The 17,374-nt window shown below is 38.7% G+C and carries 14 protein-coding genes; 5 read left to right on the top strand and 9 right to left on the bottom strand.

Annotation, left to right across the window (positions count from 1 at the left end):
• Nucleotides 1–367: 367 nt before the first annotated feature.
• A complete protein-coding gene (gene nagZ / locus GSM42_RS15090; RefSeq protein WP_237446644.1) occupies nt 368–1,579 on the top strand; it encodes a beta-N-acetylhexosaminidase in 1,212 nt (403 codons plus the stop codon).
• 526 nt (nt 1,580–2,105) lie between these two features.
• Entirely contained in the window at nt 2,106–2,336 is a 231-nt protein-coding gene (locus GSM42_RS15085; RefSeq protein WP_160802371.1) for a hypothetical protein, read from the top strand.
• A gap of 157 nt (nt 2,337–2,493) precedes the next feature.
• Here GSM42_RS15085 and GSM42_RS15080 read toward each other — a convergent pair whose 3' ends face one another.
• From GSM42_RS15080 to GSM42_RS15065, 4 genes are all read right to left on the bottom strand, one after another.
• Entirely contained in the window at nt 2,494–2,862 is a 369-nt protein-coding gene (locus GSM42_RS15080; protein WP_160802370.1) for a hypothetical protein, read from the bottom strand.
• A 195-nt stretch (nt 2,863–3,057) separates the two neighbouring features.
• Complete coding sequence (locus GSM42_RS15075) at nt 3,058–3,909, bottom strand: alpha/beta fold hydrolase (protein WP_202404948.1); 852 nt, start codon at nt 3,907–3,909, stop codon at nt 3,058–3,060.
• On the bottom strand, nt 3,906–4,478 hold the full coding sequence (locus tag GSM42_RS15070; protein WP_160802369.1) for a helix-turn-helix transcriptional regulator: 573 nt from the start codon (nt 4,476–4,478) through the stop codon (nt 3,906–3,908). Before GSM42_RS15070 ends, GSM42_RS15075 begins: the two co-directional genes overlap by 4 nt.
• A gap of 492 nt (nt 4,479–4,970) precedes the next feature.
• Nucleotides 4,971–6,860, bottom strand: coding sequence for a CocE/NonD family hydrolase (locus GSM42_RS15065; protein ID WP_160802368.1), 1,890 nt, complete (start codon nt 6,858–6,860; stop codon nt 4,971–4,973).
• 359 nt (nt 6,861–7,219) lie between these two features.
• On the opposite strand from GSM42_RS15065, the gene GSM42_RS21525 reads away from it, so the two are divergent.
• Entirely contained in the window at nt 7,220–7,471 is a 252-nt protein-coding gene (locus GSM42_RS21525; protein WP_237446643.1) for a hypothetical protein, read from the top strand.
• Nucleotides 7,472–7,522: 51 nt separating this feature from the next.
• Here GSM42_RS21525 and GSM42_RS15055 read toward each other — a convergent pair whose 3' ends face one another.
• Nucleotides 7,523–8,332, bottom strand: coding sequence for a MerR family transcriptional regulator (locus GSM42_RS15055; RefSeq protein WP_160802367.1), 810 nt, complete (start codon nt 8,330–8,332; stop codon nt 7,523–7,525).
• A gap of 2,612 nt (nt 8,333–10,944) precedes the next feature.
• On the opposite strand from GSM42_RS15055, the gene GSM42_RS15050 reads away from it, so the two are divergent.
• Nucleotides 10,945–12,762 (top strand): DEAD/DEAH box helicase, encoded by a 1,818-nt coding sequence (locus GSM42_RS15050; RefSeq protein ID WP_160802366.1) that lies wholly within the window; start codon nt 10,945–10,947, stop codon nt 12,760–12,762.
• Nucleotides 12,763–12,956: 194 nt separating this feature from the next.
• Here GSM42_RS15050 and GSM42_RS15045 read toward each other — a convergent pair whose 3' ends face one another.
• The 4 genes from GSM42_RS15045 to mle form a co-directional block, all read right to left on the bottom strand.
• Nucleotides 12,957–13,184, bottom strand: a complete 228-nt coding sequence (locus GSM42_RS15045; protein WP_160802365.1) for a hypothetical protein — start codon at nt 13,182–13,184, stop codon at nt 12,957–12,959.
• 656 nt (nt 13,185–13,840) lie between these two features.
• Nucleotides 13,841–14,296 (bottom strand): SMODS-associated NUDIX domain-containing protein, encoded by a 456-nt coding sequence (locus GSM42_RS15040; protein ID WP_160802364.1) that lies wholly within the window; start codon nt 14,294–14,296, stop codon nt 13,841–13,843.
• Between the two features lie 160 nt (nt 14,297–14,456).
• Complete coding sequence (gene catA, locus GSM42_RS15035) at nt 14,457–15,107, bottom strand: type A chloramphenicol O-acetyltransferase (protein ID WP_160802363.1); 651 nt, start codon at nt 15,105–15,107, stop codon at nt 14,457–14,459.
• A 159-nt stretch (nt 15,108–15,266) separates the two neighbouring features.
• On the bottom strand, nt 15,267–16,106 hold the full coding sequence (mle, locus tag GSM42_RS15030; RefSeq protein ID WP_160802362.1) for an alpha/beta fold macrolide esterase: 840 nt from the start codon (nt 16,104–16,106) through the stop codon (nt 15,267–15,269).
• An 819-nt stretch (nt 16,107–16,925) separates the two neighbouring features.
• Here mle and GSM42_RS15025 point away from each other — a divergent pair.
• Nucleotides 16,926–17,282: a hypothetical protein gene (locus GSM42_RS15025; RefSeq protein ID WP_160802361.1), complete on the top strand. Its 357-nt coding sequence runs from the start codon at nt 16,926–16,928 to the stop codon at nt 17,280–17,282.
• Nucleotides 17,283–17,374: the final 92 nt, after the last annotated feature.

The following is a 17,374-nucleotide window of genomic DNA, read 5'->3' as shown; positions in this document are numbered from 1 at the left end:
TCAAGACTTGTTATGGTTTTTTTTATTTGTTTTGTCCTATCTGCATGTGTCATAAATTGCTTTCACAGATAATACAATCTCTATTTTTCTCATATTCTATATAATAGACAAAGGTGCATAAATAAAATCTAGCCATGATACAAAGTCGCTTGATGCGTGCGTTTTCCGCGTCTGTTATTGTAAACCTACAAAGGACACTCCACCCGCAAGCAAAGCGAGACTAGGAGCACAGTGACGTAGCGAGATTGTGCCGTCTGAGGTGCATCTTCGCTTTTGAGTCAAATAGTGCAACAAACTCTAAACAGAGTAAATCTTCGAGAGTGAGTGATGCTGTATTCTTAAAAATAGAATATTATTAACAATTGGTTTGTTATTTTGTTTGCTTGCTGCGGGTTGTGCTGGAGGTAATGCTTCTCATAATACATCCAATAAGCAGATCACCAAGACTACACAACAGAATTCAGAAAACGAGAATGAAGCATTACGAAAGCAAGCACAAGAAAAATTAGCAGCTATGACCCTAGATGAAAAACTAGGTACCATGATCATCGCTGGAGTAGAAGGAACTTCTGCTACAGAAAAAACAAAAACGATGATTCAGAGTCAACATGTAGGAGGAGTAATCTTTTATAAAAACAATGTAAATACTCCAGAAGGATTAGTTACCTATGTGAATCAGATCAAAAAATGGAATCAGCAAAATCCTACTCCTCTTTTTGTTTCTATAGATGAAGAAGGTGGAAAAGTCAGCCGACTTCCCGGAATTAAAAAAATACCTACTGCCAGAAGCATTGGGGATACAGGAGATTTGACTTATGCCCAAAATATAGGGGAATTTTTAGGCAATGCTTCCAAATTAATGGGGATGAATGTGGATTATGCACCTGTATTAGATATCAATAGCAATCCAAACAATCCAGTTATCGGCAATCGATCTTATGGTACAACCTCTGAAATCGTATCGAACATGGGCAGGGAAGTCATGAAGGGAATTCAATCTACTGGAACCATATCAGTTGTGAAGCATTTCCCTGGACATGGTGATACTTCTGTTGACTCTCACTTGGATCTCCCTATAGTACATAAAAGTTTGCAACAACTTCAGTCGTTTGAATGGAAACCATTTGAAGATGCGATCCAACAAGGCACAGATGCTGTCATGATTGCGCATATCTTATTTCCAAAAATCGATAAAACATATCCAGCGTCTCTGTCCTCCACGATCATCACCGATCAATTGCGAAAAAAAATCGGATACAATGGCGTTGTGATCACGGATGATCTAACAATGGGAGCTATCACAAAAAACTATGGAATTGGCAATGCTGCCACCCAAGCTGTCAAAGCAGGAAGCGATATATTACTCGTTGCACATGGCTATGAAAATATCAGCGATGTCATACGTTCTTTAAAAGAGGGCATTACCAACGGCAGCCTGACTGAAAAACGAATTGATGAGAGTGTCTTGCGAATACTAATGTTAAAAGAAAAATACAAACTAAACGATAAACCGATCAGCACTCCTGATTTAAATGAATTAAATCAAGATATTCGGGAAGAATTAGCAAAACATCCATAAAATATGAAAAAAGCGTTTTGAAGGAAAATCTTCATTCGCTTTTTCTTTTCTTTGAAAAAGTATATAATTTCTAAGAACAAATCCTACTATTCTCTAAGAAATGAGTATGCAATGGATCCTCTCTTCAATGCAATGTATGAAATGAGCAACAGACTTTCTGCGAACCAGGGCCCCAGACAGTCGCTGACCATCGCAATCTTGTCCACCTGTCTTGTCTACCTGGATGACAACCCTAGCTGGGCAAACTCACACAAGGTTCTGACCGCTCTTAATCAAGCAATGAAGGGAAAGACGTTCACCAATCGTGAACTCGCGCAGGTGATTCCAAACCTCCACTTCTAAGAGAATAAGACTGGGTGTCTGGAGATCTCTTACAGACAACCAGTCTGCACAATTAAAACATGATGAAACATCCATAAAACGAAAAAGGCGTTTGAAGGAAACTTCATTCATCTTTTTCTTTTATTTAAAAAATTATATACTATCTAAGAATAAAACCTACTATTCTCTGAAGAATGGGTGTGCAATGGATTTCCTGTTCTCTACAATGAATAAAATGAGCATCATGATTTCCAAGAATCAGGATAACAGACAGCAGATGATCATCGCAATGCTGGCAAACTGTCTCGTTTACCTGAATTCCGAACCCGACTGGGCAGACGCAGAAGAGGTTCAGGCCGCTTTCGACCAAGCGGTGAAGGGAAAGGAGTTCACCAATGGTGAACTGGAGAAGCTGATTCCAAACCTTCGCTTCTAAGAGAATAAGACTGGGTGTCTCAAGATATCTCCCAAACACCCAGTCTGTACAATTAAAACATAATAAAAACATCCATAAAAATGCTATTTGCTATAAAAAATCAGGTGGTGCAGTCACAAGGCTCCTTGTAAACTGCACCTACCACTAGAAGGAGCGCTCACCTTCTCAGCTCAGAGGGAAGTTCCCGAATCCACTTCTTTTCGCTCGGTTTCGCAGGTTTCTTATTGGTCTTGAAGGTCTCTGTGGTTACCTCCCAGCCTGTGTCCTTAAAGATGTACGTCGTACGAGTTTGGGTGCCATCATGGAGTAGATGTAGACATACCACCACAGACTGGGTGTAGTAACCCTTATTCCGACCCTTCCGTCCTGAGGCACCAAAGTAGGAAAACCCGCTTACCTTCTTCTCATAAGAGAAGCGAATCGCGTACGTTCCATCTTCCAGATAACCTTCAAAGATCATCTGAAAATTAGCTAAGTCCTTTGGAGGAGTGTATTTCGGCTTCTTCACCCTCGGATTGGTGCTCATCTCAACCTCCAGTGGGATTCTTCACTTCATCTGGTAGAAGTGATTCTCCCTTGATTGTACCGAAAAAATCTATTATGAAGAACTACTAATTTCTTTCATAAATGTCTTTCTTAAAGAAACTAAAAAACGAAAAAAATTTTTGCTTTAAAAATACATAATAGTCGACGTTTTTCATTGAAGGAATTAATTAACTTTCTATTTAGAAAAAAGCGTATCTAACCAAGGACATATAACAGACAAGACATGATTAGCCTGCATTGCTTGGGTATGATCGAGCCCATCCAATACGTGAACAGCCCAGCCTAATGCTTCTAATTCTCCCTGATTTCGCATCAGTGGTCCTACAATATCCACCTCTACACCTCCCCAGCGTTCTCCATATTCGATTTTATCCGCAGTGCCTGCAAAACAAAGACGAGGGATAGATATACGCGATTGAACTTCTCGATCATGGAAATCTTGTAAACTCTGGTATAGGGTAACAAACTGTTTTGTTTGCTCAGTACTCAGAGTCACTTCTACGGTTGACCAATCGATTTCTTCAGAAGTTGTTTGCTGTTTTTTAGAAGAAGGTTTTGCTTCTACAGACATTTGATAGGTTGCATTGGTTACCTTTAACATCTCTTGATAAGGCCCATCTATGGGAGGGAAACCACCCATGATCAAGGCAGATAGTCTACTGGTTCGAATCGCTAATTGCAATCCACAAAGTGCTAACCAAGAGTAACCATAATAGACAAATTGTTCTGCATTTGTTGTATCCGCAATCGTTAAGAAATCAGTGGCAATGTTATGAGGTGTTAGCGTTTCAGCTTTAGGAAAAGCTTGTACATGCCCTTCATAGTCAAAAGCGATTACTCGATACTTATCGCTCAATCCATCTATCAAATTTCGACCAAGTGCTGGGTCTGCTCCCCATTTTCGCATTTTCTCGGCTTGATCTCCCTCGATCGGATGAGGGTTAACAGGTAATAGTAAATTTGGACCGGACCCTTTTATTTCAATAGGAATGATACTTCCATCATGCAATTTTGCTGATATCATCATATTTCCCCTTCCTCTTTCTTCTCCCCCAGAAAAAGATAGTTACCAGATTCAATCGATTGCATTAATTTTTGTGTTGCTTCGATCATGTATTCAAAATATCCAATCCAAACTCCGATAAGCTCTGGATGCTTAGAAGGTTCAGATGGAATCTGCTCAGTTGGCAGTGTATGCAAAAAATGTTCTACATCTTTTAACGATGCTAGGCGTTCTTCTAAAAGCTCTAACACACGTTGTCGAGGCAGTATTTCCATAAATGCAATACCTGCTGATAATAGTTGAAAATCATTGCTTTTCAGTGCTGACTCTAAAAGAGAGATAAATTCAGCTCTCCCTTTTTCTGTTACTTTATACTCCGTTCGAGAAGGTCCAAGTTTCGTGAGATCACCTGAATCTTCTGCTACTATCATCTCCCCTGATTCGAGCTTTTCTAAAGCGTGATAAATAGAACCTCGCTTCACATTCGTCCATGTCTCCGCTTTCCACGATGTAATATCCTGAAAAACACGATAACCATGGGCGATTCCTCGTCTTACAATCGCTCCCAAAACTAATAGTCTAACAGCTGACACTTCTTATGCTCCTTTCTTATCGAAACTCATTATAATGCAATTCACTCAACTAGTCAAATTTGAATAGTGAATAAGTCTTATTTTAGGCTCCGCTAACTGTGATGAACACAAAAAAACCAGCGCAATACAGTGGCTTCTTAAGGCTGAACGTAAGCACTTGGATGTGAACATATTCTCTTACAAGCTCTGTACAGTAGTCCGCAGATGGAGTACACTGCCAACCCCTCTCAGGAGCAGGAAGCCAACAAAATCTGGCGACTGCTTTCTGAGTCTAAAGAAGTTTCTAAATGAGGAGAGAGCATCCGCCACTGATTCAAAAGCCCGAAAAAGCGGGAAGGTCTACTCTCATTGTAGTAGCCTTCCCGCACAGGTTGTCCCACTCAAGTTAAAAACCGATCTCCGCATACTACGATCGTTAAAACATTTCATTTACATCAATAATAAAATTTTTAAAATTCTAACCTTTTTCTTTTATTCAATGCATAAAAACAATTATCTTCTTGGAATAATAGGCAGAACAATCGAAGAAGAATGTTCTTTATCATGTAAGATTGTTTGCTGAGCAACTATTACATCTGACTCTCCATCTACTCCAAAATCGTGTCCTGTATTGGGATTTCTATCCCACCGGGGAAAACTGCTACTAGTAATATCCAAGCGAATTCGATGCCCCTTTTTAAACAGATTGCTAGTTGACCATAAGTCAATTTCATAGAGATAAGCTTTTCCTGGTTCTAGTAAGCTTGGTTCTTCTCCATTGTTTACATCCCGGAAGCGAGTACGAATGATGCCATCCGTTAAATTAATCGCTGTGCCATCTGGAAATACATCTACTAAACGAGCCACAAAATCGGTATCTAATGCACTAGAGATCGCCCAAAGCTTCACTTTAACTGGTCCAGTTACTTCCACATCCTCTTCCAAGACAGAACTAGTATATACCAATACATCATCACGTGATTCGATCTCTCTTTGATCAACTGGCCCATCCATAAAATCTGGCAACATCAAATGAGAGCCTCCCATTGTCGGAACAGGATTCAATGGATCATAGATGAAATGATCTGGTGCTTCTTGCTCAGGAGGTTGCAGACTAAGCATTCCATTTCCTTGAAGCGTATTTGCTTGACCTTGGCTATGCAGATAAAAATCGATATATTCGGTACGCTGCAAGGGCCATTCATACTCATCTCGCCAAATATTTTCGCCCATGACAAATAATTGGATAGGTGCTTCTTGCAACATTCCAGTATCTTGTTTTTTTAAGAAATGATCAAACCAACGAAGCTGCATTTCGGATAGATCAATGGAAGTTGAATTTGCTTGTAAACCAAAGTTCACTTCTCCTGCATGATGACCATGATCCAAGTGTCTCCATGGGCCAATAATTAATTGACTATTACGTGCTTTCGGACTTTTCCGGTGATTACGCATTTGTACAAAATTATCAAGCGTACCTTGTAGGAAAATGTCATACCATCCTGCAATATTCAAACTGGGTAACTCTAACCTTTCAAGCTTGTTTGTTAGGTTTAATGAATCGACGAATTTATGATCCATATATCCGCGTTTTATTACTTCTATAAGGGAGGTAGCTACTTTGGTTCGTGTAAATGGAGCATAGTTTTTTAATGGAAGTGACTGAATTTGTCTGGGTAATTGATCTATATCCGAAATCAAGCGCTCCATGGCTTTTGATAACTCTTGTTGATCCGAGTAATGCCTTGGGAGTGTATCCAGATACATTCCCATTTGCCAATAAGTTAACAATCCCAGCTCCAAAGCCCCTCCTCGATACATAAGCCCATCATAAGGATCATTCCAACTAAAAGCAGGTGCTATAGCTTGAAGTGTTTTGGAGTGCGATGACAAAGCACTTGCCCATTGTGTAAAAGCATAGTAAGAAAGCCCAAACATACCTACTCTCCCACTGTTATAGGGAAGATTGGAAATCCACTCAAGCGTATCATAGCCATCCGATACTTCTTGATTAAAACTAGGAATAGGGTCCCAATTTCCCTCTGATACAAAGCGGCCACGTGTATCTTGTATGATGACCACATAGCCTTCTTGAACAGCTTTTGGCACTTGAATCAAAAAAGGCTGCGCAAAAGTATCTTTGCCATATGGCAAACGACTTAGAAGAACTGGCCATTCTCCATTTTTTTCTGGTCGATAAATATTTGCTCGAAGGATAGTCCCGTCTCTCATTTCAACAGGAACATTAAATTCTGTAATCATTTTGTATCTGTTTGATTCTATCATGATAAGCTTCTCCTTTTTATAGTTGTCTAACCGCAGACTTATGATAGTAAACAACGCACCCAGCAGTGTTATCAGACCTGCAATCCAAGCCTGTAAATCCAATGATGGAGTTTTCATTACTACTCCAAAAAAAAAGCCCCCTATTGCATTTGCTAGATTATAGACAGCTACATTAAGTCCAGACGTGAATTGTGGAGCATCTGATGCGTTTTCCAAAATACACATTTGCAGAGGTGAAACAGATGCAAACGCAAGGATTCCAAAGAAAAAATGGTGATGATTGCTGGAATTGGATGGTATATAGTTAATGTCAAACCAAATAAAACGAACGCTAAGGAAAGTAAAACCCCTAATAAATAAGATAGGCATCCAACGCTGATCAGCCAGTTTTACCGCTACGATCTAACTTTCCCCCAAAAAAGTTCCATGCATAAAAGCAACCAAAATCCTTGCAATCATCAAAAAGAGAGAATTGGGTGCCACTGCATACAAGAGGTTTCCAAGAGCAAATCCATCAACAAAAAGAAAAAAGTAATGTTTTTCGAGAAATTTTAGCTGATAACAAAGAAATAAGTGGAACTCCAACAACCACACCTAACGCATATCCTGCAATAAGAAGACCAGCAGCAAAAAGAGATACCCCTAGATCTTTTGCCATGGTTGGTAAAATCCTCATGAGAACTAATTCAGTTGTCCCAATTCCAAAAGAAGCCAGTGCTAATGCCTAAAGCGCAACTGGCATTCGTTGTGCTTTTTTATTCGCTTTAACATCCATCCCATTACAACTTCACAACTGGAATCTGGACTTCTGCAATATAATAGTTTCTATCACTCTGATCTGGATGGAGATATATTTCACGACGTGGTTCATTTTCTTGGATCCGATACCCATTTTGTTCAATCCAAATACCTAAATCTATACTCGCTGTACATGTACTTGTCGGTTGGCAGCGATGTAATAAGGTCGCCATCGTAAGGGCTTCTGGTAACTCATGCATATGAGAAGATAAGCTAGTTGTTTTCTGTTCAAGTGTGTATCCTACTTCCAAATCAACAGCATCTTCACATTCCTCGCATCCATGCCAAAGTATTATCTTAGATAGAGAGTTAGAGGAAGATATCCCCATCGCATGCTCTAACTGATCAAACAGTTGAGGAATTTGTTGAATGGAAGCAGCTTGCCGCAAAGAAAATATAGATTGGCTCTCTACTTTTTTTAGAACAACCTCATGAGCTGCTTCAATGCCTCCTTCTTTTTCTATTTGCTGCAATCGATTTCCAATCCGATTTAGTCGAGCTTGCTCCATTTCTACTAGATGTTGAATTTCAGCTTGTTTCAGTCGAAACATCCCTCTTATTTGATCTACTGGAATGTTATCATCTAACAAATGTATAATTTGATTTAATGTAAATCCTAACTCTTTAAAAGCAAGAATACGATTTAACAAAAAGAGTTGATCAGCAGAATAATAGCGGTAACTTGTATCAGAATCGGTATGAGACGGCTTTAATAAACCAATTTGATCATAATAGCGAAGAGTTTTCACCGAGATCTGAGCAAGCTTGGAAAACTCACTTATTTTAAACATGGTTTCATCTCCTTTTATACAGCTAAATCTCTCTCCAAACTGAATATACACCCTCCAGTGCAGAGGAAGGTCAAGCATAAAAATGATTAAGGGATACCGAATGAATCAGTAAAAAATAATTATAAATGCACGTTCATTATTAGAATAACAATCATAACATCTGTGATTTTAGATAAAAACTGCTTTCAACTAAAAAACCACTCCTTACGGGACTGTTGACAAAAGTGATTTAGGAGTATTTTTCTCCTAAACCACTTTTTGCTTCAGGGATCGTCTATAAATTGTTCCTATTCTTGATGTGTTTTCAGTTAAAGCAAAAGCTTTCATATTCGCTTTAGGTTTAAAGCCAATGCTGAAAAGAGGCAATGTTCCTGCACATTTTTTTTATGCCTCTCTTAAATGTCCTTCTTAAATTTGTGTAAATCTTTCTATGTTCCAATTGTCCCTTCACACCAAATGTTTGAATTTATGATACTGAAAAGTTTTGAAATTCTCTTTATTACGAGCAAGAAAGGATGAAACATAGCTTTACCTAACATCTTAAATTTTGCTGTTTTTCCAAATCAATGGGGTTGGGAAGTACAATTATTACAGGTGCTTTTTTTTTGCAGCATATACTTTTTGGTATTTTTGTACTTTCTGTTTCTATTGAAAAGTAGTGAATTCAAGATATTCTCCAGCAGGACATCGAAACCAATCAAACTCTTCTTCATAAACAAATTGATCCGGTGAATTGTGTACTGGCTTACTAGGCGGCGCTCTCGTTTGGAACTATTGGGAGTCTATTATAACGAGCCTTGCTATTGATGGCTCAGTTGGTGCCGTTGGTGCTCTGATGCAGCTTCTAAGATCATGAATCAGCGAGTTGGGAAGTTTACTGCTATTGAGGTTAAGCCAAAAGAAAACGGAAAAGTGAACATGGAGAAAGTCCAGAAGATGGTCGAAGGTTTTGGCCAATAGGGACGCTCTTGGTTTCAAGAATACATTACACACGGTCGCCTTGGTTCCGCAAGCAGATCGTGAAGGATGACTCTGGTCGTATCAGTTTTTACTTTATCTGTCCAGAAGAAGTTACTCAAACCACAGTAGATTTGCTAAAGCTCGGCTTCCCTGGCTGCTCTACCGAAATGTACAAGTCTAACAAGGGTTTTCTCGATTTTTACACCAACGAATTTACTGTAAACAAAAAAATGAAAAAGAACGTTTTTTGTTGGACATATGAAGTATGTATCCAAGAACCACAAGGCTTTGGGCTTGAAAAATGACCTAGAGAATAACGTTGAAGATATTCTTTAAATGATGCCCAACGAATCCATCTTGGAAATGCGCTTTAGTCCTACCGAAGTGAAAGAACTGCGGATAGATGGGATTGAAGAGATTGTTGATTGAGAAGAAAGCGCAAGTGCTTGACGAAAACGTCGGGAAGCAGACCCCCCACCCCGGGGTCTCGCTCAGTGGCGTTACGAAGAAAATCAAGATGATTACTGACTGTTTTATGGAGCGCACTTTTTAGGAAATAATGAAATCTTAATTCGATTGCTGAAGGTTGGAGCAGTGATTGAAGATTACAGCGGGAGAAGAAACCGCCTTTCTATTAGGAAAGGCCGAGGCAGAGCCAATCATGATTGGTACGTTGAATGAAGAAAAGGAGCATACCGCCATCTTCTATGATTAATCCAACTCATAATAGAATCAGTTATAAATTCAATCACTGTTCCTAAAACAGGGATCTCCTTCACGGATTCCTTTACTTTGATCAACAAGTAAATTAAAAAAGTAAGAAACAAAATGGCAAATCCAACTGCGCTAGTACCAATAAACAATTTATAAGGATATCCATTAGGGTTAATATAAAAGATTGATGTCCCACAAAACCGATAAGGGTTGGCTTGAGATCGGGGAAAATAGCAGTAGCCACAAAGAGCGCAGTAAGTAAAACTATCCCTTCTAAGAGGGTCGCCGTACCCAAAGAAAAAAATACACGTTAAAACATATTTTAGACACAACTAAACCCTATACATTAAGGTAAATAGTCGGTTGTTTTTGTATTACTCGCTTATTATTGCCCCAGTAAAAGGCTCAATTTATTTGGAATTCAATTGATTTCTCTGGTCTAGTCGTGTGAAACACCCAGACCTATTCGTTCCAAGCAGACAAAGTCATTTTCTTAGAATGAGCGTTGGGTGGTATCTGACTAGCGAGCTTGACAGGATATATCAGGATCATGACTCCATCAGGGAATCTTCGATCTTGTAACTGTCTTCGTGACCTTTCACATACATGATCCAACAAGGTCCGGTGATGGAACTCCCATCCGGAGCAGTAAGATGAGGTGTATGCTTATTCTCTAAGCATTTTTTTGTTTTCTAGAAGCGGAATACTATGAGTTTTTATAGGAGATCATTCGTGATAATCCGCGGATGACAGATTCATATATTTCCATTGTGTCTCTCATTCCTCAAATCACTTACATACTCTATATGAAATCTATAAATCTATAAATCTATAAATCTATAACTGAATCTTATAGGTATAAACCCATACAAAGTACAAGTCTATCTATTTTTTTATTATCCCCTTAACATATATGTTTACAGGAGAGTGATAATAATATGGAGCTAATGTTATTGTGGAAAAACCTATTCAGTCTGTACAACAGTTCGAATGATTACATCAAAGAAATTGTTAAAACGGGGCATCAATTAAGTCGTACAGGAGCTGTATATAATTATAACCATGATGTTAATTCAATTCTAGCAATGGTTGCTGATAAAAGCGGGAACTATGAAGTGAAAATTCAGGATTCAAAATATACTTGTACATGTTCAGTATCCTCGTTTTGTGAACATATCACTGCAACGTTATTTTATGCAGAAAGTATGCAAAAACCAGGACAGTCAAGTGAATTATTCAAGTATTGGGAAACTGTTGAAAAAAAAAGTGTACCTGCAGATAACTCGGAAAATCCATTATATAGTGACCGATTGAAGGCAGTTAAAAAAAGAAAAACCTCCTTAAAGAAAACTGCAGATCTTAACTGTACATTACGGCCATACCAATTAGATGGAGCTAAATGGTTAATACATTTACATAAACATAAAATGGGGGCTTTATTAGCAGATGATATGGGGCTTGGGAAAACAATTCAAACGATCGCATTCTTTAATGAAATACGCGAAAAACCAAAAGTTTCATTGATTGTTGTACCTACGTCTCTGATAGTCAATTGGGAAAAAGAATTCAGCCATTTCGCTCCAAATATTAAAGTCCACATCCACTATGGAAAAGAACGCAAAAAAAATAGTTTTAAAAAGGATGTAACTCAATACGATATTATCTTAACAACTTACAGCACGCTTGTTATTGATCATACCCTCTTTAAGAGTATAAATTGGCATATTATTTGTTTGGATGAAGCTCAACATATAAAAAACGCCCAGACAAAAAGAGCGAACGTCATACGCTCTTTGAACAGCGAGGGTCGATTGGCATTAAGCGGAACACCTATTGAAAATCGTCTAATGGAGTTATGGTCACTGACTGAATTTTTAAATCCAAAATTTCTTGGTACACAAGCGATATTTAAACAGCAGTATGTTCAACCAATCGAACATGGGCATAATAAGGCTAAGGTACACCAACTTCACCAACTAATCCAGCCTTTCATTCTACGGAGAACAAAAGACGAAGAAAAAATAAAAGGTGGTTTACCAGAAAAGTTAGAGCAGAAGCAGTACTGTACATTAACGGATGAGCAAGAAGAACTATACAAAAGATTGGTATATGAAGTGAAAAAAGAAGCAAAAACTTTAACAAAGAAAAAAAGGAAACCATATATCATGACTATGATTGGGAAATTAAAACAATTATGTAATCATCCAGGGTTATATTTAAAAGAAGGTAACATAACAAATGTCGCAGAACGTTCCAATAAGGTAGCACTAGTTGAGGAACTCATCAGTAATATAATGGAGGCAGGTGAAAGTGTAATTCTTTTTACTCAGTATGTACAAATGGGAGAAGTACTACAACACTATTTAACTGAAAAGTTTAAGGTCAACGTTCTATTTTTGAATGGGAGTACTCCCCAAAAGGAAAGAGCAAAGATGGTGGAAGATTTCCAAAGCAAGCAAGCACCCATTTTTATTCTGTCTTTAAAAGCTGGGGGGACAGGTTTAAACCTTACGGCTGCTAACCACGTTATACATTTTGATCGCTGGTGGAATCCAGCAGTAGAAAATCAAGCAACTGACCGGGTACACCGTATTGGCCAAGAAAACTTTGTACAAGTTCATAAACTCATCACTGTAAATACAATAGAGGAGAAGATTGATAATGTTATCAGTCAAAAACAAGAGTTAAGTGACTTTATGTTATCACCTTCAAGTACAAACTCGATATTCGATGAGGATATCGATAATTTAATTTAAGACCGAGGAGAAAGTATTTTCTAGTAGCCCCAGAAACGAACAACGAACCCTCATTCGACCAAAAAATGGAAAATAATGCTGTGGACTAGAGCAGGACCCCTGCCACTGGGCCAACTAGAAAATTAAAAACGAAGCAAAGGCAGTTCAATGATACACAATGTTAACAATAAATAGTTTCAATCATTATAGAGTGATTACCCAAATACTTTCTCAACAGCTTGCTCCAATTCGATTTCTGAAGGCTTTGCGTATCTGCGAGTAATATTAATACCACGATGACCAGCAAGTTCAGCCACTGTTGCAATGTTAACTTCTGATACAACCATTCTCGACAATAACGCTGGGTAATCATCTTCACGGTGATTCAAATAGGAGTGAATCGCGTTTCGAGCATCAATTGGTAGAGGAATGCGTCTGGACACGTTTCCTTTCCCTTTCCGAATAAGAACCGATCCACTCCTTTCCCTTAGTATTAAATCTTTCCGATCTAAAGAAACGGAGTATGGACACTCGAAGTCCTGTATAAAGGAATAAAATAAATAATAGCAATATTTCGTAGGTGTTTGGAACGCTCGACTTCACGAAGTATCCGATTTCGCTCCTTTCGATCTAGTGATTTGGGTGCCATGTGACGAATTTTTCGGAAATTCGGGTCGACGTATGCAGGAAGGCATATTTGTCTGATTCAAATATTTGCAGAACACAGAGATAGCAGCAAAACTTATTATCAATGGTTGATGTCTGATTTCCTCTCTTACGAGTGGCAAAGAAATAAACTCTCCTATTTATCCGTCGAAATTTTTATACAAAAATAGAAATAATAGCGGATCGGATAGCAGATTGATATCTCATCTATCTACTACCTGATGTGAATCAGCAAAAGTTTCTCTCAGCTAATTCAGGATTTTCGGTTATTGAGATTACACCATCCGAATGCTGCGCTTGGGTCGGAGAATGGTCTTGCAGACGTCAGCGATCTCGATGCCGTCAGCCGTGACTCCTGCTCGGATTTCCTTCTCCGAGACGAAATAAATCCATCCTCCAGAGGAAGACAGGAGCTTGTCCATCGGTGTCTCGCTCAGCGTAACCGTAAAGATTTCCGCCAGGCGAACAGTAGGGATGGGATTAGACCCGCTGTAGTGGATGCTATTCCCACGGTGCTTCGCAAGCCACTGAACGAGACGGTCATCCCTTCCAGATCCTCCTTGGCAAGGACCTTTGTCTCATCAACGAGTTCCTCTTCCACCTCACGCGTCGGCAAGAGCTCACGGTCCACTCGCTGGACGAACCACTTCTTCAGTTTTCGAAGCTGGCGCTTCGGGAGCTTGAACCGAAGATCGTTGTCCCTCTCGAACTCGACTGCCCCGATACTGCGCAGGTAGTCGAGACCTCGCTGATCAGCAGCGATTCCACCGCCGATCGGACTGAGAACCTTCTTGCCGTGACGCTTGAGCTGGTTTTCGTTGACCAGCAAGCAGTAACGCCCATTCTCATCGCGCAGGATCACAAACCCAGCACAGCTCAGTCGAATCATCCCAGAAAACCTCATACTCTCTCCAAAAATCGTTGGATCAGATTAATTGCATTATATCCTAAAAGTAAACCAATTAAAAAGTATATTCCAACTACTTTTAATCAAATACTTTTTCATCTATCAACCTAAAACAAAGTCTGTTGAACAAAGGAACACTGTCTTAAGTTAACCAATTATCACAACGATCAACCATTTGTTGCAGCTCTTCAAAAAATGCACTAGCATGATATCCATCGCAAACCGCATGGTGTACCTGCAAGGAAACTGGCAACCATACCTTGCCGCCTTGATCGAAATATTTTCCTCCCGTAAAAATAGGTAATAAATAGTTATGATCCTCGTTTACATGGAGGTTAAATCCCGTAAAACTCACCCATGGAATACTTGAGATGGGAAAAACATTTTTTGGGGTATTCTCTTTTGGAAAAAAAGACGGAACATGACCGTAGTGCTTGATGTCTGCTTGATAATTTTGATAAAAGACTCGAAACTCATCGGAAAATTCGGTCCATAAAGAAGAAAATGTTTTACTTTCGCTGTGAAAGATAGTGTAACTAGGGGTCATCTGATCCCAGTAACCAAGGCAGCCTTGATCATCAAAACAAGTTCTAAATTCGAGATGATCATGAACGACTCTTGTTATCATATAAATAAATGTCGGGTATAACTTTATCCTCTGCTTACGAAGCTGTTCTAGTAGCAATGTAATATCTATATTTGCAGTCATGCTAAATGTACACTTTTGCAGTAAATAATGTTCAAAATAAGGTTTGCGATCCCATTTTTCTCTGTTTATCAGATGAAATTTCATGTTTATAGCCTCCTAAAAATGTGTTGTGCTCTTTTAGGAGGCTATATCCACTGCTTTCCTCATCACTCTCATCCTTTCTTCATTTGGAATAAAATCTATACATTTCTTTAAAGTAGGAAGAGTGGCATGAATTATTTCATGTCACTCTATTATTAGTTACTAACTATGAGAAGTATGGTTGATGATTCCTTCGATAATCATATCCCAATCATCATAATGAAGCTCATGACCTGTTCCTTCCAATGTAAGTAACGTGGCATTTGGAATAGTATGCGCCAACAGCTGCCCATGTTCAAAGGGAATGATGGGGTCTTCTGTCCCATGGATAACTAATGCAGGTACATTAATTTCGCTTGTTTTCGTTAAATATTCCTCCCCACCTGATACGAAGCCATGGTTATTCAAACTAGCGATGTTATTGCTTTTGTTCCACTCTTCTTCTGCTAGATGATGAATTCGCTCTTCATCAAATACATATTTGGTGCCCGCAATCACTTTCCATTTCCCAACATTAAAATCAATGACGGATTGTTTATTCGTCCAATCTATTTCCTCATTATCTATAAAATAATCGATCACCTTTTGCTTCATCGGAGGCAATTCTGGTGAGAAATTGGAAGTAGCGATCAAAGAAATGCTCAAGACTCTGGATGGATGACGTAAGGAGATGATCTGTGTCAGCATTCCACCCATTGACATCCCAACGATATGAGCTTGCTCGACCCCATAAGCATCCAATACTCCAATCGCATCATCGGCCATATCTTCAAATGTGTATTCGGGCTTTCCTACTTCATAAGTAGTAGAACGCCCCACATCACGGTTATCATAACGAATCACAAATCGTCCTGCATCAGCTATTCGCTTGCAAAACTCTTCTTCCCACCAAATCATCGAAGACTGTGCACCCATAATTAACAAGATCGCTGGATTTTTCTTATCTCCAAAACTTTCTGTACAGATCGTAACTCCATTGATATCCAATAATTGTTCGTTCATATAGAAAACCCTCCGGATGAAGTGAGATATAAAAAATAAAAAACACAAGCTTTTGCCTGTGCTTATCGTAATCGGAATTTAAAATAACACATGAGTCCCAAAGATTGGTAATGAAATAGATTCGCAAAAAATAACTATTACCAATTTTCAGTACTACATATTGCATTTTCTTATTTAGACATACAGATACAAAGTTTAGAGTTGTTCCAAACCATTGTCTCAAGCATGCCAAAATATAGGTTACCTGTTGGCAGACCATTCTCCGATTACTATACACGAAGCATAGTTTTCAAGCGCTATTTTATTGCCTTGCGCAGTGAACAATCGAATCATTAATTTGCCACACGTAACCCTCCGCCCATTTGAAGTGATTTTATTCTAACAACATTTCATTCATTTGTAAACATTTTATTTTTTGATTAATTAAATTATTATTTTTGTTTAGCGATTTCTTTTGTAATTGATTTCTGGAGGAGCTATTCTACTTCCAATGAACTCTGAACAAGTTTATCATCTCCTGAAGATGTAATGAGTTTTACTTTATTTCTAAAAGTGATAATTATAGTGAGTCTGTTAGAGGTAGAATAGTAACGAACAACGAAGTGCAATATGTCCAGCAATTGAGAATGACTAGGCATACTGGATACAGCCATCCTGTCCAAGAAATACACAAACAAGCGTCCAGCGTGTTTATGAACCCAACCAAAACCCTAGCATGTATACACTACTTACGGGCTCTTTCATTGGATAAAGGAAAAAATTTATGTACAATGAAAATGTCAGCTGTAGTTTCTTGATATAGAAAAAAAGGAAAAACACATGACCAGCCGTAAGAAACTCGCTCAGAAGATTATTGAACAGATTCGGAATAATCTTGATCAGATTACCGATCCAAATGATGCAAAGATGCGGACAGAAGTGCTTGATCGACTGAAGTCTGCCGGCATCATTATAAATATGCATTCATCGAGGTTTTTGCGGATCTCCAATCGCCGTCGGACAGGAGATGAGCATTATCAGGTGCAGATGAACATGGTACGCTCATGGCCTGTTGATGAGCAAATGGAGTATTATCTGGGCGCAATTCTCAACATGATGCACTATTATGATGTTTCTCGTCAATCTCTCTTGCGTCTTGTAAATGATCTCAACGAAGTGGTTATTAGGTCAAATTAGCAGCTAAACAGGACAGGGACAATACATAATGTGTTGATCCCTGTCCTTCCATAACTTTCAACTAGAAGTCATTTCATAAATTATAAATATGA

This window comes from Shimazuella alba (assembly GCF_009831235.1).
GTDB lineage: Bacteria > Bacillota > Bacilli > Thermoactinomycetales > Thermoactinomycetaceae > Shimazuella > Shimazuella alba.
This window is presented reverse-complemented; position numbering and strand designations above follow the sequence as displayed.

What these genes read in the sequence shown, in the direction of transcription:
- mle (WP_160802362.1), bottom strand. Translation starts at nt 16,106, where the DNA reads ATGAACGAACAATTATTGGATATCAATGGAGTTACGATCTGTACAGAA.
- GSM42_RS15055 (WP_160802367.1), bottom strand. Translation starts at nt 8,332, where the DNA reads ATGTTTAAAATAAGTGAGTTTTCCAAGCTTGCTCAGATCTCGGTGAAA.
- catA (WP_160802363.1), bottom strand. Translation starts at nt 15,107, where the DNA reads ATGAAATTTCATCTGATAAACAGAGAAAAATGGGATCGCAAACCTTAT.
- GSM42_RS15075 (WP_202404948.1), bottom strand. Translation starts at nt 3,909, where the DNA reads ATGATGATATCAGCAAAATTGCATGATGGAAGTATCATTCCTATTGAA.
- GSM42_RS15065 (WP_160802368.1), bottom strand. Translation starts at nt 6,860, where the DNA reads ATGAAAACTCCATCATTGGATTTACAGGCTTGGATTGCAGGTCTGATA.
- GSM42_RS15040 (WP_160802364.1), bottom strand. Translation starts at nt 14,296, where the DNA reads ATGATTCGACTGAGCTGTGCTGGGTTTGTGATCCTGCGCGATGAGAAT.
- GSM42_RS15080 (WP_160802370.1), bottom strand. Translation starts at nt 2,862, where the DNA reads ATGAGCACCAATCCGAGGGTGAAGAAGCCGAAATACACTCCTCCAAAG.
- GSM42_RS15085 (WP_160802371.1), top strand. Translation starts at nt 2,106, where the DNA reads ATGGATTTCCTGTTCTCTACAATGAATAAAATGAGCATCATGATTTCC.
- GSM42_RS15050 (WP_160802366.1), top strand. Translation starts at nt 10,945, where the DNA reads ATGGAGCTAATGTTATTGTGGAAAAACCTATTCAGTCTGTACAACAGT.
- GSM42_RS15025 (WP_160802361.1), top strand. Translation starts at nt 16,926, where the DNA reads ATGACCAGCCGTAAGAAACTCGCTCAGAAGATTATTGAACAGATTCGG.